This is a genomic window from Rhodovulum sp. DZ06, assembly GCF_050586345.1.
Lineage (GTDB): Bacteria > Pseudomonadota > Alphaproteobacteria > Rhodobacterales > Rhodobacteraceae > JBOCEF01.
In genome coordinates, this window is the sequence record NZ_JBOCEF010000037.1 from 28,980 (window position 1) to 50,564 (window position 21,585).

The window sequence follows — 21,585 nt, forward strand, 5'->3', positions numbered from 1 at the left end:
GCACATCAGAGATGAGCGACACCAGGAGCGACGAGACCGGGACCCCCGAGGCGGCCGAGCCGGAGGTTTCCGTGGAGACCGCGGCGGACGAGGCCCCCGAGGCTGGCGACGAGGGCGGCGCGGAGGATGTCATCGCGGCGCTGGAGGCCGAGCGCGACGAGCTGCGCGACCGGCTGATGCGCTCGCTGGCCGAGGCGGAGAACATCCGCAAGCGGGCCGAGCGCGACCGCAAGGACGCGGAGGCGTATGGCGGCACCAAGCTGGCGCGGGACCTGCTGGCGGTGCATGACAACCTTGGCCGCGCGGTGGCCTCGGTGGATGACGGCGCGCGCGAGGCGGCGGCGGCGCTGATCGAGGGCGTGGAGCTGACGCAGAAGGAGCTGTTGAGCGCCTTCGCCAAGCACAGGATCGAGGTCGTGGCGCCGGAAGTGGGCGAGAAGTTCGATCCGAAGATGCACCAGGCGATGTTCGAGGCGCCGGTGCCCCATGCGCGCCCGGGCTGCGTGATCCAGGTGATGCAGGACGGTTTCATGATCGCGGACCGGCTGCTGCGTCCGGCGATGGTGGGCGTGGCCGCGGCGGGGTCGGGCTCTGGCCTGCCGCCCGAGGGCGAGGCGCCTGCGGCCGGGCCCGAGTCAGGAGATGGCGACGCGCCGCTGGCCTGAGGCGGCTTGCGCGGGGCCGACGCCCTTGCGGTGGGTTTGAAGGGGCGCGGTCTTGCGGGGCCGCGCCCTTTGTCGTGTCGGGAGGGACAAGTCGCGGGGACATGCGCGGCGCCAGGGGCGGGGCGCGGCGGCGGGGGAGCGGTCGGACCGCGCCCGCGCGGCGCTGCGCGCCGCTTGCCGGCGGCCCTCCCGCCCGGACGCGTGCGCGTCCTTCCCCCGGCCCGACGCGCTGCGCTGCGCGGGCCCCTCCTCCGGCCCGCGCCCTTGCCGCGCCGCGGCGCTTGCCCGGGCCGCCGCGCTGGGCCACGCTGCGCGCCGGATGGGAGCAGGGAGGAGCGCCGCATGGCCCGCATCACCGACCGCGACGCGCTGCGCGCGCGCTATGGAACCGTGTCCGCCCGGGCGGCGAACAAGCAGGTGGACCGGATCGACGACCACGTGCGGCTGTTCCTGGCGCGCAGCCCGATGATGTTCATGGCGACCTCGGACGGGGCGCGGGTGGATGTCTCGCCCCGCGGCGACCGGCCGGGCTTCGTGCAGGCCGAGGACGACGCCCACGTGCTGGTCCCCGACCGGCCGGGGAACAACCGGCTGGACGGGCTGGAGAACATCCTGGCGAACCCGCATGTCGGGCTGATCTTCGTGATCCCGGCCGAGGGCTGGACGCTGCGGATCAACGGACCGGCGGAGATCCGGGACGACGCGGCGCTGCTGGCGCGGTTCGAGGCCGAGGGGCGGCGCCCGGCGACGGTGCTGCGGGTGCGGGCCGAGGAGATCTTCCTGCACTGTCCGCGCGCCTTCCAGCGCGCCGGGCTGTGGCGGCCGGAAGAGTGGCCCGCGAAGGCGGCGCGGCCTGACATCGGGCAGATGCTGCGCGCCCATGCCGAACTGGCCGAGGCGGTGGACATCGAGGCGCTGAACGAGACGCTGAAGAAGGGCCTCTACTGAGCCGCTTCGGGCCGCCGGAGGGCCCCTTCGCCCCCGCCCGCGCGTTGCCGCTTGGCGACAGGGTGCGGCGAGGGCGCGCGGCGGGTCCTTGCAACCCGTGACATCGCGCGGATTTTCCGCCAGAGATTGCTTAAACAACAACTAAAGATGGCGGAACCAGAGGCATGAAGGGCGGAACCGTCCGGGGGCGCGCAGGCGTCGTCGGGCTCATCGCTGTCGCGACCGGGGCGAGCGCCTTCGCGGCGGACCGCGTGGTCGGGCCGGTCGCGGATGCCGGGCCGCTGCTGCTTGCCGCGCCGCAGGCCGCGGCGGATGCGCAGGACCTGCGCGGCGCCGCCATGGGGCCGCTGCCCGGGGACGGGCATGACGGCCCCGCCGCGCTGTCGCCCCCGCCGGACGAGGCCGGGCCGAACCGCCCGTCGCTGAACCTTTACGGCGTCACCGGCCTGATCGACACGCCGACGGCGGAAGGGCAGCCCGACGGGCAGCTCTCGCTCACCACCGGCTATGTCGCGGGGCAGCTGCGCAACACCCTGAACTTCCAGATCCTGCCCTTCGTGGAAGGCACGTTCCGCTATTCGTTCCTGCCCGAGTTCGGCGAGAACGGCGGCGACCTCTATGACCGCAGCTTCGATCTGAAGATCCTGCTGGCGGACGAGGGCAAGCACCGCCCGGCGATCGCCGTGGGCCTGCAGGATTTCCTCGGCACCGGCGTCTACTCGGGCGAATACATCGTCGCGACCAAGCACATCCTGCCCGAGCTGACCGTCTCGGGCGGCGTCGGCTGGGGCCGCTTCGCCACCGGCGGCGGCATCGCCAACCCGTTCGGCGTCATCGCCGACCGGTTCAAGACCCGCGAGGACGCCGCCAACCAGCTCGGCAGCACCGGCCAGGTCCGCTTCGGGCGGTTCTTCCACGGCGAGGACATGGGCTTTTTCGGCGGGCTCGAGTGGGAGACCCCGGTCGAGGGGCTGACGTTCAAGGCCGAGTATTCCGGCGACGACTATGCCCGCGACGGGATCAACAGCGGCTATGACGCGCAGATCCCGCTGAATTTCGGCCTCGAGTACCGGCCCGTCGAGGGGATCGAGCTCGGCGCCTACGCCACCCATGGCGAGAGCTTCGCGCTGCGCGCCACCTTCACCGGCAACCCGCTGCGCCCCGCCGCCAATGTCGATGCGCGCCCCGGCCCGCCGCCGATCTTCCCGCGCCAGCGCCCGGCGCCGCCGGACCTCGAGTCCCGCTTCGGCCCGGTGCGCGAGGCGATCGACGCCGCCCCCGCGGCGCAGGGCCGGGCCCCCGCCGCCGCGCTCGCGCAGCTGGACGGCGCCACGGTCGGCCCCCGCTGGGCCGAGGCCGAGGTCCCCGCCGACATGCGCGCGGGCGGGACCTGCCCGCTGGACGCCGCCCGCCGCATCGACGCCGAGCTGGGCGTGATCGACGGCGTGACCTTCCGCAATCCCGACGGCACGCCCTTCTGCACCGTGGTGCTGCGCGAGGCGGGGCGGGCGCATATCCGCGCCGCCGCGCGCGCGCTCTCGGGCTGGGACATGTCCTGGGCCGACGACCCCGCCGCCGTCGCCGCGGCGCGCGACAAGGCGATCGAGCTGCTGGCGGCCGAGGGCCTCGGGGTCGACCGCATGGACCTCTCGGCCGAGCGGATCCGCCTCGAGATGACCAACGGCCGCTACGGGTCCAACGCGCAGGCGCTGGGCCGGGCCGCGGCGGCGCTGGCCTCGGGGCTGCCGCCCTCGGTGGAGATCTTCGAATTCACCCTCGCCAATGGCGGGCTGCCGGCGGTGACCGTCACCCTGCGCCGCGCGCTGGTCGAGGAGCATCACGGCGCGCCCGACGCGGCCTGGCTGTCCTGGCAGGGGGCCGAGCTGTCGGACGCCGCGCCGGACGGGCGGCCGGAGCCGGTGCCGGGGCGCTGGCCGGCCTTCTCCTGGGGGCTGAACCCGCACCTGCCGCTGGGCCTGTTCGACCCGGACAGCCCGGTGCGCGCGGACCTGCAGCTGCGCCTGTCGGGCACGGTCGAGGTCGCGCCGGGCCTGTCGGCCACCGGCCGCGTGTCGCAGCGCCTGTTCGGCAACCTCGACAACACCTCGCGCGTCTCGGACAGCGTGCTGCCGCACGTGCGCTCGGACGCGTCGGAATACGCCAAGGTGGACACGCCCTTCATCGACCGGCTGACCGCGGATTACGTGTTCAAGGCCACGCCTTCGGTCTATGGCCGGGTCTCGGCGGGCCTGTTCGAATCCATGTTCGGCGGCGTCGGCGCCGAGGTGCTGTGGAAGCCCGCGAACCAGAGCTGGGGCCTCGGGGCCGACATCAACTGGGTGCAGCAGCGCGATTTCGACGGCTATTTCGGCTTCCAGGACTACAACACCGTCACCGGCCACGGCTCGCTCTACTGGGAGACGGGCTGGCACGGGCTGGAGGTCCAGGTCGATGCGGGCCGGTACCTGGCCGGGGACTACGGCGCGACCTTCTCGGTCACCCGCAAGTTCTCCAACGGCTGGGAGATCGGCGGCTTCTTCACCCTGACCGACGTGCCCTTCGACGAGTATGGCGAGGGCAGCTTCGACAAGGGCATCCGGCTGACCATCCCGCTCGACTGGGCGCTGCCGATGGACACCACCTCGCGCTACACCACCGTCATCCGCCCGCTGACCCGCGACGGCGGCCAGCGGCTGGGGGTGTCGAACCGCCTCTACGGCGTGGTGGACGACGCCGACCGCAGCGCGCTGCGCGAAGACTGGAGCTGGTTCTGGAAATGACCCGCCTGTCCGCCTTCCCGCGCCCCGTTTCCTTGCGCCCCGTTTTCTTGCGCCCCGTGTCCTTGCGTCGGGGCCCTTCCGGTCCGGGCCGGGCGGCCCGCGCCGCCCTGCGCCGGGCCGCCGCGCTGGGGCTGGCGCTCGGCCTCGCCGCCTGCGGCGTCGCCGGGGATGATTACCAGCGCGCCGGGGACATGGTCCTGGGCGCGCTCGGCGGCGACGAACCCGCCGCCCCGCCGCCGAATTACGAGCAGGTCGCCGCACTGCCCTACGCCACGCTGGCGCTGCGGGTCGAGGTGGCCCAGCCCGAGGGCACGCCGCCCGCGCTTCTCGCCGCCACCACGCGGCTCGAGGGCCGGACCTGGTATCTCGACGCCCAGCGGCGCGGCATCGGGCTGACCGGCGGGCGCCTCGTCGGCACCCGCGGCATGGCCCAGGACGTGATCGGCGCGCCGCTGCAGCCGGGCGACCCGCTGGCCGGGAACCTGCGCCCCGCCGACTGGCCCGCCGAGACGCTGGTGATCCAGCGCCGCCGCGACGGGCTGGGCGACGAGAAGACCCGCGCCTTCGCCTGCCGGATCGAGAATGCCGGGCCCGAGGTGGTGGAGCTTTACCAGGTCACGCGCCCGCTGGTGCGGATGCGCGAGCATTGCGCCAATGTCCGCGGCGCCTATGTCAACGACCACTGGATCGACCCCGAAACGGGCCGCATGTGGCGCACCCGCCAGTGGGCCGGGCCCGAGACCGGCTACCTGTCCATCGCCATCATCAAGCAGCTGGGCGGCTGAGGCCGCGGCGCGGCGCGCCTTCGGCCCGACCGGGCGGCGCGGCAATAAGAAAGGGGCGGCGCCCGAAGCGCCGCCCCTTTTTTCGTTCGTTTTTCGTCCGTGATCCCCCCGCGCCGTCCGGCCTTGCCGCCGGCCCCGGGGGGGCGCCGATCAGAGCGGCGCGGGCGTGGTGCCGGTCGAGGAGGTGGTCGACGCGCCGTCGTCGTCGTCCGAGGCGATCAGCAGCACGCCGCCGAGCACGAAGCCCGTGCCGATGACGGCCATGGTCGGGACCGCGGTTTCACCGATCGTGAACAGGGTGCCGGTCAGCACGCCGCCATCTTCCTGCGCGGCGACGGGCGCGGCGGTGGTCAGGGCGACGATCGAGGCGGCGGCGAGGATGCGTTTCATGTGCTGAACTCCATAAAAGAAATGCACGGTTAACCCGAGATATACCCCGAATCGGGGCCTCCCTCAAGCGTTCGCGCTGCGCTGCGAAAGAATTCGCGCCCGCCCCTGCGGCTTCAGCGCAACGGGACCGCCGGGGGCGATCCGCGGGGCCGCGCTCAGCGCAGGCGGCCGATGGCCCAGCGGGGCGACAGCTGCAGCTCGCCCAGCCAGCGTTCCAGCTTCGCCGGGTCCGGGCGGTCCGGGTCGCCGCCGACCTCTTTCAGGCCCAGCCCGCCGGTCACGAACAGGCAGTCGAGCCCCTCGGCCACCGCGCCCTTCAGGTCGGTATGCGGCCCGTCGCCGATGCACAGGATGCGGTCCGCGTCGATCCCGCCGTCCACCAGCGCGTCGAGGCGGCGGCGCGCGTAATCGTAGATCGGCGCGTGCGGCTTGCCGAAGGTGCGCACCTCGCCGCCCATCTCCTCGTAGATCTGCGCCAGCGCGCCGGCGCACCACAGGCGCACGTCGCCCTTGTCGACCACGATGTCCGGGTTGGCGTTGAGGAACGGCAGCCCGCGCAGCTGCGCCTCGCGCAGCTCGTCGCGATACGCGTCCGGGTGCTCGTTCAGATCGTCGCGCAGCCCGGTGCAGACCACGCTGTCGGCCTGGTCGAGGGGCACGATCTCGAGGCCCGCGGCATCGAAGAAGGCGGCGTCCTTGTCGGCGGCGCAGATGGCGTGGATCTTCTTGCCCCACTCGCCCTTGTGGACCGATTCCAGCGCCGCGTCGCCCGAGGACACGACGATGTCCGAGATCCCCTCCGGCGCGCCGAGACCCTTGAGCTGCGCCTCGACCGAGGCCGCCGGGCGCGGGGCGTTGGTGAAGAGGGCGACCTTGCCGCCCTTCGCCCGGAACCGCTGCAGCGCGGCTGCTGCGGCGGGATGCACCTTCACCCCGTCATGCAGGCACCCCCACAGGTCGCACAGCAGCGCGTCATAGCGGTCGGCGATCTCGTCGAGGCTCTCGATGATCGGGGGCAGGGACATGCGGGCGGCTCCTGGATCCGGGCGGCTGGGGAATTCGGCCCGCACCATGGCGCCCCCCGGGGCGGCGTCAATCGCCGCGGGGGGCGGCGGGACGGTTGGCCGCGGCGCGGGACGTGCTAGTTTGGCCGCCGGGGCGCCTGGATTGCGCCGCCGCGTACCTTATCCAGCGAGGCCAGCCAGGGAGAACCCCATGACCCGCCCGCCGCTTCCCGCGATGATCCTCGGCGCCGCCGGGCTGATCCCCTTCGTCTCCCTCGCCATCTCGATCCACATGGGAGCCGCGATCTGGGCCGACCACGCCACGCAGGCGGTGCTGGTCTATGGCGCGGTGATCCTGTCCTTCATGGGCGGTTGCCGCTGGGGCTTCGCCTGCGCGGGCCTGGGGGACGGGCCGCGGTTCTGGCCGCTGGCGGTCTCGGTCGCCCCGGCGCTGCTGGCCTGGGGCGCGGCGCTGGTGGGGGACAAGGCGGGGCTCTTGATGCTCTCGGGCGGGCTGCTGCTGCTGTTCGTGGCGGACGAGGAGCTGACCCGCACCGGCGGCGCGCCGGAGTGGTGGTCGGCGCTGCGCGCGCCGCTCAGCGTCATCGCCGCGCTCTCGCTCTTCGCCGCGGCGCTGGCCTGAGCGGGGGCGGCCGCCGCCCTCAGTTCAGCGGCGCCCGGGTCACGGTCATCCCCTCGGCGCGCAGAAGCTCCACCATCCCGCGCCGTCCCGGCAGATGCAGCGCGCCGACGGCGATGAAGGCGCCGCCGCGGCGCAGGGCGGGCAGGGCGGCGTCGCGGAAGTCGAGATTGCGGTCCACCACCACCTTCTCCCACATCTCTTCATGCATCTGGTCGGACTCGGCCGCGCCGACCAGCTCGGCCGTCACCAGCCGCGACAGCTCCCAGAACATGTAGATCCGCTCGGCCCGGTACAGCTCCACCATCGTGGCGCGCAGGTCCTCGGCCCGGTCGGCGAAGGCGATGGCGGCGAGAAGCCCGTCCGCCGCCTCCTGCCGCGTCATGCCGGTGAAGAAGGACAGCGACTGGCGCCAGCTCTCCATCCCCTGCACCGGGGTTCCCGCCGCCTCGGCCCGGGCCGTCAGCGCGTCGTCCATCACCGGCTCGCCCGCCTGCATCGCGGCCAGCGCGCAGGGCGGCACGGCGATCATCAGCTGCACGAACCAGGGCTTCAGGCGGCGCATGCTCTCGTAATCGGCGCCGTAGCCGCGCAGCGCGGCGTCGAGCGCCCGGCGGGCCGAATCGGGCAGCAGGTCGTCCAGCGTGCCGCCGGACATGTCCACGATCAGCGTCGGGTCGGAGGCGATGGCCGCCTGCATCGCCGCCTGCTCCTCGGCGCTGATCTCGACCAGCAGACGCTCCGCCCGGTCCAGCGCCGCCAGCGCCGCGCCCGGCGGCGTCACCCCTTCGGAGGCGGGCGCGTGGAAGGTGCCCAGCAGCCAGGAGGGCGCGCGGCCCGGCGCCTCGATCCGCCAGAAAAGCCCCTCGGAATTGGGGATCCGCGCCGCCGCGGCCCGGGCGGCGGCGAGGTCCGCGGGCCGCTCCTGCGCCAGCTGCGGCAGCATCGAGACGCCCGCGCATTCGGCCTGCGCGCCCCCCGGGGCGAGGAGGGCGAGCGCGCCGAGCCCGAGCGCCGCGGCGCGGATGCTGCGGCGCAGCGATGTTTTTTCAAAGAAAATTCGCATGGGCCATCCTTGACACTCGGGCCGGGGCGAACTTATCTCCCGGCTCGTTAGCACTCACGGCAGGCGAGTGCTAACAGACGCCCCCGCCAGCCCGGCGCGGTTCGTCCGCCCACCCCGGCGCGCGGGGCGCAGCCTGCCACGGCATTGCTGGACGCTTCAACCAACGGAGTAAGTTCCATGAACTTCAAGCCCCTCCACGACCGGGTCCTGGTCCGTCGTATCGAATCCGAAGAGAAGACCGCGGGCGGCCTGATCATCCCCGACGCCGCGAAAGAGAAGCCCTCCGAGGGCGAGATCGTCGCCATCGGCGAAGGCGCCCGGAAGGATTCCGGCGAGCTGATCCCCATGGCCGTGAAGGCCGGCGACCGCGTGCTGTTCGGCAAGTGGTCCGGCACCGAGGTCAAGGTCGACGGCAAGGACCTGCTGATCATGAAAGAATCCGACATCATGGGCATCCTCGCCTGATTTCGGACCCGTCTTCCGGCCCCGCAGGCGCCCCGCGCCGCGACGGCCTTCCCAACTTCAACGATACCTAAGGAGCTACGCACATGGCTGCCAAGGACGTGAAATTCCACACCGACGCCCGCGACCGCATGCTCAAGGGCGTGAACATCCTCGCCGACGCGGTGAAGGTGACCCTGGGCCCGAAAGGCCGCAACGTCGTTCTCGACAAGTCGTTCGGCGCGCCGCGCATCACCAAGGACGGCGTCTCGGTCGCGAAAGAGATCGAGCTCGAGGACAAGTTCGAGAACATGGGCGCCCAGATGGTCCGCGAAGTCGCTTCGCGCACCAACGATGAGGCCGGCGACGGCACCACCACCGCCACCGTTCTCGCCCAGGCCATCGTCAAAGAGGGCATGAAGGCGGTCGCCGCCGGCATGAACCCGATGGACCTGAAGCGCGGCATCGACAAGGCCGTCGCGGCCGTGGTCGAGGGCATCAAGTCCGCCGCCCGCCCGGTCAACGACTCGGCCGAGGTCGCCCAGGTCGGCGCCATCTCCGCGAACGGCGAGGTCGAGATCGGCCGCCAGATCGCCGACGCGATGCAGAAGGTCGGCAACGAGGGCGTCATCACCGTCGAGGAGAACAAGGGCCTGGAGACCGAGACCGAGGTCGTCGAGGGCATGCAGTTCGACCGCGGCTACCTGTCCCCGTACTTCATCACCAACCCCGACAAGATGGTGACCGAGCTCGAGGACGCCTACATCCTGCTGCACGAGAAGAAGCTCTCCTCGCTGCAGCCGATGGTGCCGCTGCTCGAGACCGTGATCCAGTCCGGCAAGCCGCTGCTGATCATCGCCGAGGACGTCGAGGGCGAGGCCCTGGCCACCCTCGTGGTCAACAAGCTGCGCGGCGGCCTGAAGATCGCCGCGGTCAAGGCCCCGGGCTTCGGCGACCGCCGCAAGGCCATGCTGCAGGACATCGCGATCCTGACCGGCGGCCAGGTGATCTCCGAGGATCTCGGCATGAAGCTCGAGAACGTCGGCATCGAGATGCTCGGCACCTCCAAGAAGGTCCGCATCACGAAGGACGACACCACCATCGTCGACGGCGCGGGCGACAAGTCCGAGATCGATGCGCGTGTCGCCCAGATCCGTGCGCAGGTCGAAGAGACCACCTCGGACTACGACCGTGAGAAGCTGCAGGAGCGTCTCGCCAAGCTCGCGGGCGGCGTCGCGGTGATCCGCGTCGGCGGCTCCACCGAGATCGAGGTGAAGGAGCGCAAGGACCGCGTCGACGACGCGCTGAACGCCACCCGCGCCGCGGTGCAGGAAGGCGTCGTCCCCGGGGGCGGCACCGCCCTGATCCACGCCGGCAAGGCGCTGGCCGGTCTCGAGGGCGACAACGCCGACCAGACCGCCGGCATCAAGATCGTCGCGCGCGCCATCCAGGCCCCGCTGCGCCAGATCGCCGAGAACGCGGGCGTCGACGGCGCCGTGGTCGCGGGCAAGATCTCCGAGTCGACCCAGGTCGGCTTCGGCTTCAACGCCCAGACCGAAGAGTACGGCGACATGATCGGCATGGGCATCATCGACCCGGCCAAGGTCGTGCGCACCGCGCTCGAGGACGCCGCGTCGGTGGCCGGCCTGCTGATCACCACCGAGGCGATGGTCGCCGACAAGCCGGAGCCGAAGGGCGCGGCCGGCGGCGGCATGCCCGACATGGGCGGCATGGGCGGCATGATGTGATCATGCCGCGAACCCCGCCCCGGGGTTTGCAGCCGAGAGTTGAAAGGGCCGCCTTCGGGCGGCCCTTTTTCTTGTTCATGCCGCTGAAATGCCCGCTTTGCCATTGATGAATACGCGAAGGCGCGCGACCCTTTCCGCGGGGCCGCAGCCCAAGGATGGAACATCTCAGGAGGGACGGATCATGGCTGGCGAAAACGACAAGTTCGAAGTCTACCAGGACAAGAAGGGCGAGTGGCGCTGGCGGCGCACCGCCTCCAACGGCAACATCGTCGGGGCGGCCTGCGAGGGCTACAAGTCGAAATCCGACTGCGAGGCCAACATGAACCGCGGCCCGAACCCCAAGGACAAGTGGGAGTTCTACGAGGACAAGCGCGGCGAGTGGCGCTGGCGCCGCAAGGCGGTGAACGGCAACATCGTCGGGGCCGCCTCGGAAGGCTACAAGGCCAGGCGCGACGCCGAGGCGAACGCCGCCCGCCAGGGCTACGAGGGCTGAACGCCCCCGGCGCCGGGACGACCCGGAACGAAGAAGGCCGCCCCCGGGGGCGGCCTTTTGCGTGTCCGGCGGGGGCCGGGGATCAGCCCCGGCGGCGCAGGACGGCGAGGCCGCCGAGCCCGAGCAGCAGCAGCGGCGCGGCGGCGGGCAGCGGCACGTCCGAGAAATCGGTTGCGGTGGCGTCGTTGAACGCGACCTCGGCGAGGCCCGTGTAGTTGGTCGAGAACTCGGTCGCCTCCACCTCGAACAGCACCGAGGAGACGTTGGCGATCGGCGCGCCGCCGAACACCTGGCCCGTCGCCACGTTCGGCGCCAGAGCGACGTCGTCGCTGAACAGCAGCACGTTGTCCGCCGCGTCGAAGAAGGTCAGGTCGAACAGCACCGGCTCGTAGCCTGCATTGTTCGAGATGATGTTCGAGCGGTGGGTCCACAGCACCATGTTGAACAGCTCGACCGGGTTGCTGAAATACCAGCGGATCCACTCATCCGTCGGCGCCGTGCCGTCGGTGGTCCAGTGGTTGCCGACGGAGTAGTCGTCATGGGCGTCGGCATGGGTGAAATCCACCGGCAGGCCCGAGCCGTCGATGGTGAATTGCCCCAGGTAGTTGGAGCTGAATTCGCTCGACGCGTCATAGGTGTCGGGCTGCAGCAGCGCGGCCGAGGCCGGGGCGGCGGCGGTTGCGATGGCGGCGGCGGCGAGCAGGCGGGCGGTGGAGAACATGCGGTCCGGCCTTTCCAATTGGGAAAATTCACTTGCCGGAAAATACTACCATGCGGCCGCGCGGCGTGGAAGGCGCGGTCGGGGCCCCGGGTAGAGGCATGTCCGCAACATTAATCCAAAATGAACGATTGCAAAGGGCGCGTCGTTCCGGTCGCGCTGGAACGCGGCCGCCCGCCTTGGTAGCGCAGCAGTCTGCGTGCGGGGGGGCTCGCACGTGCATTCAACCTGGGACCAATACATGAAACTCACCGCCATTTTCACCGCCGCCGCGCTGGTCGTCAGCGCCGGTTCCGCCTCGGCCTACACCGTGGGCGTCTACGGCAGCGGCTCCCCGGTCGGCGCCGTCAACACCTTCTACGGTTCCTACGGGGACACCACCTCGTCGGTGATCAGCGGCATCACCATCGGCAACCTGACCGGGCTGGACCTGTTCTGGGCCATCCAGCCGTCTTCCGCCTATTCGTCGTCCGAGCTCGACGCCATGTCGGACTACCTGGCCGAGGGCGGCCGCATCGCCTTCATGGGCGAGCACGGCGAATACACGCCCACGCAGAACGACAACATCTCCGCCGCGCTCGCGTCGCTGGGCTCCAGCATCTCGATCATCAACACCGTGCTGGACGGCGGCTACCAGGACGCGACCCGCGGCGACGGGCAGATCCAGGACTACCTGCTGACCGCGGGCGTGACCACCTACAACTACGCCGCCTTCGCGCCGCTGGACATCGGCTCGGGCACGGCGCTGATGTTCGGCGCGGACCTCGCCTCGGTGATGATGGGCTATGAGAACGTGGCCGGCGGGTCGATCTTCCTGATCACCGACCAGAACGTGTTCGACCGGGTGGCCAACACCGGCGACAACGACAACGCGATCATGTTCCGCAACCTGCTGAACGCCTCGACCGCGCCGGTGTCGCCCGGGGCGGCGCCGTCCGACGTGCCGCTGCCGGCGGCCGCGCCGCTGCTGCTGGCGGGCCTGGCGGGCTTCGGCCTGCTGCGCCGTCGCGGTTGAGCGACCCGGGGCGGCGCGGCGCGCCGCCCCTTCGATCGATGCGGAACCCCGCGCCCATGGCGCGGGGTTCTTGCGTGGCGGCGGATCGGCGCTGCGCCGCGCGCCGCCCGGCCGGTCAGGTCCCGTTCGGCGCCGAGCGGGCGGCGGCGGCGATCATCGCGGGCAGGCCGGGATCGAGGCCGATGGGCTCGGCCACCGGGCCGGCGAACCGCGCCGCCTCCAGCGCCTCGGGCAGGTCTTCGAGCACGTGGGACGCGCGGGTGGCGAAGAAGGGCAGGCACACGGCCGGGCCGTCGCCCCGGAGCGCGTCCTCGAGGCCGGGCTCTTCGTCGACGAAGCCGCAGGAGAGGGATCTGAACCCGCCGATGCGCCGGGCGGCCTCGCCGACCTGCCGGGTGACCTCGGCCGGGCGCGGCGAGCGGGGGGAGCCATGGGCGGCGAAGACGAGGCGGGTCTCGGCGGGGGCGAGGCCCCGCGCGGCGGCGGCCTGTTGCGCGCGGGCGGCGCAGAGGGCGGGCAGGCCCGGGTCGAGGCCGAGGGGCTGCAGGATCCCGAGCCGTTCCGGGGCCAGGCCCGCGGCGGCGAGGCGGCGGGGCAGCTGGGATTTCGTGAACCAGCCGTCGGTCATGAACAGCGGGTAGACGCGGATGACGGGGCCGAGGGCCGCGGCCTGCGCGGCCTTGCGGGCGAAGGGTTTCGCGGCGGCGAGGGTGACGCCGAGGGTCGGCCCCCCGCGCAGGGCGGCGACGCGCGCGGCGAGGTCCTCGACCCAGATCTCCTGGCTTGGCGGGCAGGAGGGAGCGCCATGGGCGGCGATGAGCAGGGGCGGGACGGTCACGGCGGCGCTCCGGGGCGGGAATGGGTCGGCGCGGGGCAGGATGGGGCGCCCCCGGGGCGAGGTCCAGCGGGCGGCGTGCGGCGCGTCGGCGCCTGCAGGGCGGGATGCGGTCGGGGCGGGTCGGGAGGCGCGCGGCGCGGGCGGGGATGCGCGGCCCTGGGCCTGGCGCGGCGGGCGGCGCCGGGGTCGGACAGCGTGGGGGGGCGGTGCGCGGGCCGGGGACCGGGCGCGCCGTGCGTGCGGGGCGCCCGTGGGCCCGGTGGGACGAGCATCGGCGCCGGGGGGCGGGGTCCGCCCGCTCGGAGGGGGCAGGCCCCCGCCTCGCGGGCGGAGGCGGACGGCTGCGCCGCCGCCGGGCGCCCGTGGGCAGGCGGGGTGCGCCGGCGGCGCCGGCGGTCGCGGGGCATTCGGGGGAGGCGGGAGAAGGGCGGGGCCGCGTCGCCCGCAGCCCGCGCGGCCTTGGCCCGTCATGCGGCGGGCGTCTACTTCCCCCGTCGGCTGGTCACGCGCCCGCCCCGTGGTTCGGGTCCGCCTGCGGCCCCCGGCGGTTACGCCGCGCTTTGCCGGGGCGCCGCGCGGGCGCCGTCGGTCTGGAAGCTCTGCATCAGCAGGGCCAGGTCGCCGGCCTGTTCGCGCAGCCTCGCCGAGGCCTCGGCGCTCTGGATCGCGAGGCCCGCGTTGCGGCGGGTCATCTCGTCCATCGAGGACAGCGACTGGTTGATCCCCTCGACCCCCTCGCTCTGCTCGCGCGCGGCCTCGCTGATCTCGTCGATCGTGTTCGCGACCTTCTCGATCGCGTCGAGGATCCCGCCCAGGGCCGCGCCGGTGGAATGCACCAGCCCGACGCCCTCGGCGATCTTGCCGCCGGATTCGGTGATCACCGCGCCGATGTCCCGCGCGGCCTCCGAGCTGCGCTGCGCGAGGGTCCGGACCTCGGACGCCACCACCGCGAAGCCCTTGCCCGCCTCGCCCGCCCGCGCGGCCTCGACCGCCGCGTTCAGCGCCAGCAGGTTGGTCTGGAAGGCGATGCTGTCGATCACCGTGATGATGTCGGTGATCCGCTCCGAGCTGCGCTCGATCTCGTTCATCGCGCCGACCGCGTCGTCGACCACCGAGCGGCCGTCCTGGGCCCGGTCGCGGGCCTGGCGGGCGAGTTCGGACGCGTGCCGGGCGTTGCGCGCGGCGCCGGAGACGGAGGCCGACATCTCCTCCATGCTCGCCGCCGTCTCGCCCAGCGAGCCGGCCTGCACCTCGGTGCGCTGCGCGAGGTCGGCCGAGCCGCCCTCGACCTCGTCCACCGCGTCGCGGATCGCGGTCTCGGCATGCTGGATGCGGGCGACGAGGGTGGAGAGCCCGGCGGAGGCGTCGTCCAGGGCCTGCGCCACCTCGCCGAACCGGCCCGGGGCGCCGGTCGGGATGCGGTGCACCAGGTCGCCGCGGGCGATCGCCGCCGCGGCCTGCTCGACCTGGTCGACGAAGCTGGAGAGCGCGTCGCCCACCATGTTGAGCCGCGCGCCGACGGCGCCGAGGCGCCCCTCGCCATCCGTGGTCACCCGCCGGGCGAAGTCGCCCTCGGCGAAGGCGCCGGCGGCGCGGCCGATCTCGTCCTGCAGGCGCAGCACCTCGGTCAGGTCGGACCATTCCATCACCGTGCCGATGCGGGTCCCGGCGTCGTCCGAGACCGGCGAGGCGGTGATCGACATCTGCATGCCGCCGAAGCTCAGCGCCGCGGTGCGGGTCTCGCTCAGCCCGCGCAGCGCGGGCTTCAGCGCGTCGCCGAGATCGCGCAGCTTCTCGCCGACCAGCGCGCCGGGATCGAGCCCGGGCGCGTCCTGCTTCACCGCCGCGGCATGGGTCTTGAACAGCCGCTCCAGCGCGCTGGAGACGAAGGCGATGCGGTGGTCGGAATCGGCGATCAGCACGCAGGCGCTGGAGCTGTCGAGCGCCAGCCGCACCCGGCGGGCGTCGAGCCCGGCGGCATGGATCCGGCGCAGCGCGCGGGCCAGGGCGCCGATCTCGTCGTTGCGCTCCAGCCCGGGGATGTCGGCCTCGTCGCCCCGCGACAGGGCGTCGACCGCCCCGCCGAGCTGCAGCAGCGGGCGCGAGAGCCAGCGGCGCAGCGCGATCCAGCCGACCAGCGCCATCGCCAGCGCCCCCGCCGCGCCGATCGCGGCCGAGAGCAGCGCGACCTCGGTGATGCGGGCGGTCAGGGCCGCGTCGCTCCAGGCCGAGACGACCGCGCCGACGACCTCGTTCTCCTTGCCGAAGCGCACGGCCATGGCCTGGACCAGGCCGTCGGCGCTGGCCGCGGCGCCCTGCGCCTCGATCGCGGCGCGGGCCAGCTCGGCCGCGCCGGGGGGAAGCGCGCCGACCCCGGTCACCGCCGCGCCCGATATCGACCAGGCGCCGAGGGCGACGGCGGTGTCGGGATGGGCTTCGAGGAAGGCCGCGTACTCGGCCGCAAGCTGGTCGGCCTTGCCGAAGCGCACCGCGCCGCCCGCGCCGGCGGCGGTCAGCTCGGTGATGGTGCGCGCGTCCTCGATGAAGGCGTCATGGGCCAGCCGGCCCATCAGCGTCGAGGCGACGAGGATGCTCAGCGCCGCGGTCAGCGCGATGGCCAGCCCGACGCCGATGGCGATGTTGCGGCTGAAGCGCGTCGTGGCGGCGCGGGGGAGGGCGGTGTCGGTCATGGAAGCGTCTCCCCCGCGGGCCGGGTCTTCAGAGGAATTCGACGTTCACGCCGACGGTGATCGCGCCGATCGGGGCCCCGGAGGAGTCGGTGACGGTGACGCTGACCTGGGACTGGTAGGTCTGGGTCGACTCGTCGAACTCGATCTCCGAGATGTGCATGGCCCCGGCGCCGACCGCGTAGGTCTGCTGCCACTTGGCCTCGTCGCCCTGCCAGTAATCCGAGGTGACGTCCGAGGTGGCGACGTTCAGGCCGACCCGGTCCATGACGATGATCTCGGTGAACAGCCCCTCGGCCGCGTCGCGGGCCTGGACCAGGCGGGCCGAGACCGGCGAGCGCACCACCGAGTCGATCAGCGGGTGTTCGGCGGCGCCGACCTGGGCGCGCCATTCGCCGTCGAGGCGCACCGCGTCCGCCTCGCCGAAGGCGGCGTGCCGTTCGTTCTGGGCCTTGATCGCGTCGATCAGCGCCGGGTCGGCGGCGATCTTGGCGATCCGGTCGCCGGCCAGCGCGGTCAGCTCGGCGTCGAATTCGCCCGCGGCCGCCGGGGCGGCGGCCAGGAGCGCGGCGCCGAACGCGGCGGCGGCGATCCGGGTGGAAATCTTGAAGTCTCGGCGCATGGGGCCCCTCCGGTTTCGGCCCGATCGGCCGGGATGTCCTGACAGCGGGCGCGGCTCGGCGCCCGGGTGCGGAGTATCCGGGGGGACCCTTTCGGTTTGGTTTCCACGTGGCGGGCGGCTTGCGACGCGGCGTCACGCCCCCGGGGCGCCGCCCGGCCGCGGCGGGGCGATGCGCCGTCCCGCCGCCCTGGCCAGCGCGACCGAGAGCAGCAGCCGCGCGACGTGGTGGGCGGTGACGTAGACCACGCTGATCTGCATCGAGACCGCCACCAGCGACATCTCGGCCAGCCCGCCGGGGGCGTAGGCCAGGATCACCGCCTCGGTCCGCTGCCCCACCGCGCCGTGCAGCAGCGCCGCGGCGGCCAGCGCCACGCTCATGGTCGCGACCATGTTGGCGGCGGCAAGGGCGGCGAAGCGGAAGAACTCGCCCGCCGTCAGCCCGGCGAAGCGCCCGCCGAGGCTGGCGCCGATGGCCAGCTGCGTGACCCCCAGCATCCAGTCCGGCGGCGCCGCCCCGGTCAGCCCCGCCAGGTGCGCGGCCCCCGACAGCAGGATCGGCCCGGTGATCACCCCCGCGGGCAGGTTCCAGCGCCGCCCGAGGATCGAGCCCACCGCCCCCGCGCCCAGCAGGATCGCGACGTCGGCGGCCCCGATGGGCGCGTCCGCCCCCGCAAGCCGCGCGCCCGCGGCGCTGCCCACCGCCTCGCCGGTCAGTAGCATGAAGGCCAGCGGCACGCACATGATGCTCAGGATCAGCCGCAGGAACTGGAGGGTCACGAGGGGGCGCATCTGGGCGCCCGCCTCCTCGCCCAGCGCGATGGCGTCGATCAGCCCGCCCGGGGCGGCGGCATAGAAGGCGGTGGGCGCGTCCAGCCCCCGCGCGCGGCGATAGAGCAGGAACCCCGCGGCATGGGCCAGCGGCAGGTAGACCAGCAGGCCGAGCAGGGTGGGCCACCAGGCCGGGGCCTCGGCCAGCACCGCCGGGGTGAAGGCGGCGCCGATGGACACGCCGATGACCGGGATGAACACCAGCCGCGTCGCCTGCGGCATCGCCGGGGCGATCCCGCCGGGCGTCCAGCCCGCCACCGTCGCCGCCCCGACCGCCACGAGGGACCCGAGCAGCATCGGCAGCGGCGCCCCGAGCGCGGTGGCCGCCAGCCCCCCGGCCAGCCCCAGCGCCAGGGCGAAGCCGGTGGGCAGCAGCGCGCGGAGCGGGGGCAGGGGCATCGGCGGTCTCTTGGGCAGGGGAGGGTCGTGCAGGGTGGCGTTCTCTCTGGTGATCTGCAAGCCTGACGATTAACCTGTTCAACAAAATGCCCCGCCGTCCCGGCAGCAGAAGGACCGCCGCCATGACCGCATCCGACACCGTCTCCGCCCGCCGTCCGAAGCGCCGCGAGGACGTGCGGCACCTCTCCGGGCGGGGCCGCTACACCGGGGATCTCGCCGCCGCGACCGAGGGCGCGCTGCACGCCGTCTTCGTGCGCAGCCCCGTCGCCGCGGCGCGCATCACGGCGCTGGACCTCTCGGCCGCGCGCGAGGCGCCGGGGGTGCACGCGGTCTACGGGCCGGAGGACCTGGCCGCCGACGGGATCGCCCCCTTCGCCGCCCCGATGCGGATCGAGGGGCCGGACGGGGTGGTGCGGACGGAAACCCCCCGGCCCTTCCTTGTCGGCGACCGCATCCGGCAGCTCGGGGAACCCCTCGCCATCGTGCTGGCCGAGACCGTCGCCGCGGGCAAGGACGCCGCCGAGGCCGCGCTGGACGGGCTCGAGTACGAGGAAGAGCCGGTGGTGGCGGACCTCTCCGCCGCCATAGAGGACGGCGCGCCGCTGGTGTGGGAGGACCGGCCGGGCAACCTCGCCTATCACTGGGCGCGCGGGGACCGGGCGCGGTTCAAGGCGGCCTGCGAAGGGGCGGCGCATGTCCATGTCTCCCGCGCCACGGTCACCCGCGTCTTCCCGGTGACGATGGAGCCGCGCGGCGCCCTCGCCATCCCAGCCGCCGACGGGTCCTGCACGCTGCATCTCGGCATCCAGAACGCCGCCGCGCTGAAAGGCGCGCTGACCAAGGCCTTCGCCATGCCGCCGGAGAAGGTCCGCGTCTCGGTCCCCGACACCGGCGGCGCCTTCGGCATGAAATCCGGCCCCCAGCGCGAGGAGATGACCCTGTTCTGGGCCGCCCGCCGCGCCGGGCGCCCCGTGCGCTGGACCGCCGAGCGCTCGGAAGGGTTCCTGTCCGACGACGCGGGCCGGGACTGGGAGATGGAGACCACCCTCGCCCTCGGCCCGGGCGGCGAGTTCCTGGCGCTGGACCTGACCGTGCAGGTGGCGGTGGGGGCCTATGCCTCGATCCGCTCGGCCATCTGCGCGGGGAACATGGGCGGCATCGCGGGCATGTACCGCACGCCGGTGCTGACGGGGCAGATGCTGGGCTGGTTCACCCATACCGCGCCCACGGCCCCCTATCGCGGCGCCGGGCGCCCCGAGGTGACCTATGCCGTCGAGCGCGCCATCGACGAGGCGGCGCGCAAGCTGGGGATCGATCCGGCCGAGCTGCGCCGCCGCAACCTGCGCCCGGCCTTCGACAGCCCCCAGGACACCGGCTTCACCTTCACCTATGACAGCGGCGACTACCCCGCGGTGATGGAGGCGGCGGCCATCCGCGCCGACCTCGCCGGTTTCCCCGCTCGCCGGGCGGCCTCCGAGGCGCAGGGCCTGATCCGCGGCCTCGGCATCGCCTGCCCGGTCGAGAACGCGGGCGGCCCCGCCGCGGCCCCGGGCCTCGACAAGGCCGCGCTGACGGTGCTGCCGGACGGACGGCTGGAGCTTGGCGCGGGCGTCATGTCCGGGGGGCAGGGGCTTGAGACCGCCATGCCCCTGCTGGCCGCCGAGACCCTGGGGATCGACGCCGAGCGCATCGGCTATGTTCAGCAGGACACCGGGCGGGGCGCCACGGGCAAGGGCATGGGCGGATCCTCGGCCATGACCACCGGCGCCGAGGCCACGGCGCGGGCGGCGCGGGAACTCATCCGCCTGGCGCGCGAGGACGCCGCCGAGGCGCTCGAGGCCGCCGCCGCCGATATCGACTATGCCGATGGCCGCTTCACCATCGCCGGGACCGACCGCGGGATCGGCTTCGAGGAGATCGCCGCCCACCGCGCCGCCAGGGGCCTGGACCTCCTTACCGCCCGCGATGAGTTCCAGCCCGAGATGGCCACCTTCCCCAATGGCTGCCATGTCGCCGAGGTGGAGATCGACCCGGACACGGGCCAGACCCGCCTCGTCTCCTACGCCGCCGTCGAGGACATCGGCACGGTGATGTTCCCCGTGCTGGCCGAGGGGCAGATCCATGGCGGCGTCGTGCAGGGCGCCGGGCAGGCGCTGGGCGAGGCGGTGCATTTCGACGCCGAGGGCCAGCTCCTCACCGGCAGCTTCATGGACTACCCCATGCCCCGCGCCGACTGGTTCCCCGATTTCAACTGCGGCTTCCACGAGGTCCCCAGCCCCGTGAACCCCTTCGGCGCCAAGGGCGTGGGCGAGGCCGGCACCGTCGGCGCCCTCGCCGCCGTCATGAACGCCGTCTGCGATGCACTGGCCGGGCGGGGCGTCGAGGGCTTCCAGATGCCCGCCACCCCCGGCCGCGTCTGGGCCGCGCTGAACGGGGCGCGCGCCTGAGGCGGCGTTGCGGGGGCTTCGCCCCCGGTCCCCCATCGGGAGGGAGACCCCTCCCGAACCCTCCCCTTTTCTTATCCGGGGTTGATGTTGCTGGGGTTTCCGTTTTCACATGCTCTGACATGTCGTTTCTCGCCGCGATCCCCGAGGAGAACAATGCCCGCTTTCCTTGAAGGCATTCCGTCTTCACGGCTGGAGCAGGCCGAGACTCTTGAGGCAATACTGCTTGCTTACGCGACCGGCGAACCGGAGGATGAGCGGGCATACGCGCAGCTTCGCCGCAAATTCATAGACGACGGCGAGCTACGGGATTTGCTTCCCTCTTTCGTGAAGACCTACCGAAGCCTTGAGGCCTTCTGGCCATTTATAAAGCGGACATCGGCCAGCTATGCTGGACGCAGAGAGTTCATCAGCAAAGCCTTCACGCCGCTCATTGACTATCTCGAAGGCCGAAATGGAGCGCCAAGCGACAAGGTGGCCTCGAACGTCCTTGAATCGTTCGATGCCGAGAGCGTCCATGCGGCCTGGAATAAGGCGCTTGCCCGTCGGAACAGCGACCCAGAAGGCGCCATCACGTCGGCACGCACGCTCCTCGAAGCCGTGTCCAAGCGGATCCTGGACGAGTGTGGGGAGGCTTATTCCGACAGCGACGACCTGCCGAAGCTCTACAACAAGGCCGCCAAGGCGCTGAACCTGGCGCCCAGCCAGCACACCGAAGACGCGTTCAAGTCCATCCTCGGCGGTGCGATGACTGTGGTGAACGGGATCGGAACCGTGCGCAATCGGTTGTCGGATGCCCATGGCCGCGGAGGCAAGTCGCCGGTTCGGCCTGCTCCTCGTCACGCCAGCCTGGCGGTAAACATGGCGGGCGCCATGGCGACGTTCCTCGTCGAGACGTTCCAGGAACAAAGCGAATAGACGCCGCTCCACCTAGTTTGCGGGAGGTGGGGGTGCGGGGGAGGGGGGGGGGGGGGGGACCCCCCCCCCCCCCCCCCCCCCCCCCCCCAAACAAAAAAGAGGAAACCCCCCCCCCCCCCTCTCCCCACCCCCCCAAACCCCACCCACCAAACCCCC

Annotated in this window: 19 protein-coding genes; 11 read left to right on the forward strand and 8 right to left on the reverse strand. The window is 72.8% G+C overall.

Going from position 1 to position 21,585, the window contains the following annotated elements; translation table 11 throughout:
• Positions 1-11 precede the first annotated feature (11 nt).
• The 4 genes from grpE (at position 12) to ACQ5SO_RS15345 (ending at position 5,178) form a co-directional block, all read left to right on the forward strand.
• The gene (grpE, locus tag ACQ5SO_RS15330) at positions 12-665 is read left to right on the forward strand and encodes a nucleotide exchange factor GrpE (RefSeq protein WP_430942494.1); all 654 of its coding nucleotides are present in this window, start codon (positions 12-14) and stop codon (positions 663-665) included.
• Positions 666-1,007: 342 nt separating this feature from the next.
• Positions 1,008-1,613 carry an MSMEG_1061 family FMN-dependent PPOX-type flavoprotein gene (locus tag ACQ5SO_RS15335; protein WP_430942495.1) on the forward strand — a complete coding sequence of 202 codons (606 nt, stop codon included), beginning with the start codon at positions 1,008-1,010 and terminating at the stop codon, positions 1,611-1,613.
• 164 nt (positions 1,614-1,777) lie between these two features.
• On the forward strand, positions 1,778-4,393 hold the full coding sequence (locus ACQ5SO_RS15340; protein WP_430942496.1) for a YjbH domain-containing protein: 2,616 nt from the start codon (positions 1,778-1,780) through the stop codon (positions 4,391-4,393).
• A 62-nt stretch (positions 4,394-4,455) separates the two neighbouring features.
• Positions 4,456-5,178, forward strand: coding sequence for a YjbF family lipoprotein (locus ACQ5SO_RS15345; RefSeq protein WP_430942497.1), 723 nt, complete (start codon positions 4,456-4,458; stop codon positions 5,176-5,178).
• A gap of 150 nt (positions 5,179-5,328) precedes the next feature.
• Here ACQ5SO_RS15345 and ACQ5SO_RS15350 read toward each other — a convergent pair whose 3' ends face one another.
• Together ACQ5SO_RS15350 and ACQ5SO_RS15355 are read right to left on the reverse strand one after the other, a co-directional pair.
• Positions 5,329-5,568, reverse strand: a complete 240-nt coding sequence (locus ACQ5SO_RS15350) for a hypothetical protein (protein WP_430942498.1) — start codon at positions 5,566-5,568, stop codon at positions 5,329-5,331.
• Between the two features lie 155 nt (positions 5,569-5,723).
• A complete protein-coding gene (locus tag ACQ5SO_RS15355; protein ID WP_430942499.1) occupies positions 5,724-6,593 on the reverse strand; it encodes a TIGR01459 family HAD-type hydrolase in 870 nt (289 codons plus the stop codon).
• A 190-nt stretch (positions 6,594-6,783) separates the two neighbouring features.
• Between ACQ5SO_RS15355 and ACQ5SO_RS15360 the strand changes: the two genes are divergently transcribed.
• Positions 6,784-7,215 carry a DUF3429 domain-containing protein gene (locus ACQ5SO_RS15360; protein ID WP_430942500.1) on the forward strand — a complete coding sequence of 144 codons (432 nt, stop codon included), beginning with the start codon at positions 6,784-6,786 and terminating at the stop codon, positions 7,213-7,215.
• 19 nt (positions 7,216-7,234) lie between these two features.
• Here ACQ5SO_RS15360 and ACQ5SO_RS15365 read toward each other — a convergent pair whose 3' ends face one another.
• Entirely contained in the window at positions 7,235-8,278 is a 1,044-nt protein-coding gene (locus ACQ5SO_RS15365) for a TraB/GumN family protein (protein WP_430942501.1), read from the reverse strand.
• A 177-nt stretch (positions 8,279-8,455) separates the two neighbouring features.
• Here ACQ5SO_RS15365 and groES point away from each other — a divergent pair, with 177 nt between their 5' ends.
• The 3 genes from groES (at position 8,456) to ACQ5SO_RS15380 (ending at position 10,960) form a co-directional block, all read left to right on the forward strand.
• On the forward strand, positions 8,456-8,743 hold the full coding sequence (groES, locus tag ACQ5SO_RS15370) for a co-chaperone GroES (protein WP_430942502.1): 288 nt from the start codon (positions 8,456-8,458) through the stop codon (positions 8,741-8,743).
• A gap of 83 nt (positions 8,744-8,826) precedes the next feature.
• Positions 8,827-10,467, forward strand: coding sequence for a chaperonin GroEL (gene groL, locus ACQ5SO_RS15375; protein WP_430942503.1), 1,641 nt, complete (start codon positions 8,827-8,829; stop codon positions 10,465-10,467).
• Between the two features lie 181 nt (positions 10,468-10,648).
• Positions 10,649-10,960 carry a YegP family protein gene (locus tag ACQ5SO_RS15380; protein WP_430942504.1) on the forward strand — a complete coding sequence of 104 codons (312 nt, stop codon included), beginning with the start codon at positions 10,649-10,651 and terminating at the stop codon, positions 10,958-10,960.
• Between the two features lie 82 nt (positions 10,961-11,042).
• Here ACQ5SO_RS15380 and ACQ5SO_RS15385 read toward each other — a convergent pair whose 3' ends face one another.
• Positions 11,043-11,681, reverse strand: coding sequence for a VPLPA-CTERM sorting domain-containing protein (locus tag ACQ5SO_RS15385; protein ID WP_430942505.1), 639 nt, complete (start codon positions 11,679-11,681; stop codon positions 11,043-11,045).
• 238 nt (positions 11,682-11,919) lie between these two features.
• Between ACQ5SO_RS15385 and ACQ5SO_RS15390 the strand changes: the two genes are divergently transcribed.
• Positions 11,920-12,693, forward strand: a complete 774-nt coding sequence (locus tag ACQ5SO_RS15390) for a VPLPA-CTERM sorting domain-containing protein (protein WP_430942506.1) — start codon at positions 11,920-11,922, stop codon at positions 12,691-12,693.
• 115 nt (positions 12,694-12,808) lie between these two features.
• On the opposite strand, the gene ACQ5SO_RS15395 is transcribed toward ACQ5SO_RS15390, so the two are convergent.
• From ACQ5SO_RS15395 to ACQ5SO_RS15410, 4 genes are all read right to left on the reverse strand, one after another.
• Positions 12,809-13,531 carry a sirohydrochlorin chelatase gene (locus ACQ5SO_RS15395; RefSeq protein ID WP_430942507.1) on the reverse strand — a complete coding sequence of 241 codons (723 nt, stop codon included), beginning with the start codon at positions 13,529-13,531 and terminating at the stop codon, positions 12,809-12,811.
• A 548-nt stretch (positions 13,532-14,079) separates the two neighbouring features.
• Positions 14,080-16,221, reverse strand: coding sequence for a methyl-accepting chemotaxis protein (locus ACQ5SO_RS15400; protein WP_430942508.1), 2,142 nt, complete (start codon positions 16,219-16,221; stop codon positions 14,080-14,082).
• Between the two features lie 28 nt (positions 16,222-16,249).
• Positions 16,250-16,840, reverse strand: coding sequence for a hypothetical protein (locus tag ACQ5SO_RS15405; RefSeq protein ID WP_430942509.1), 591 nt, complete (start codon positions 16,838-16,840; stop codon positions 16,250-16,252).
• Positions 16,841-16,972: 132 nt separating this feature from the next.
• Positions 16,973-18,067, reverse strand: coding sequence for an AbrB family transcriptional regulator (locus ACQ5SO_RS15410; RefSeq protein WP_430942510.1), 1,095 nt, complete (start codon positions 18,065-18,067; stop codon positions 16,973-16,975).
• Between the two features lie 122 nt (positions 18,068-18,189).
• Here ACQ5SO_RS15410 and ACQ5SO_RS15415 point away from each other — a divergent pair, with 122 nt between their 5' ends.
• Together ACQ5SO_RS15415 and ACQ5SO_RS15420 are read left to right on the forward strand one after the other, a co-directional pair.
• The gene (locus ACQ5SO_RS15415; RefSeq protein ID WP_430942511.1) at positions 18,190-20,514 is read left to right on the forward strand and encodes a xanthine dehydrogenase family protein molybdopterin-binding subunit; all 2,325 of its coding nucleotides are present in this window, start codon (positions 18,190-18,192) and stop codon (positions 20,512-20,514) included.
• 153 nt (positions 20,515-20,667) lie between these two features.
• Positions 20,668-21,429: an abortive infection family protein gene (locus ACQ5SO_RS15420; RefSeq protein WP_430942512.1), complete on the forward strand. Its 762-nt coding sequence runs from the start codon at positions 20,668-20,670 to the stop codon at positions 21,427-21,429.
• The last annotated feature ends 156 nt before the right edge of the window (positions 21,430-21,585 follow it).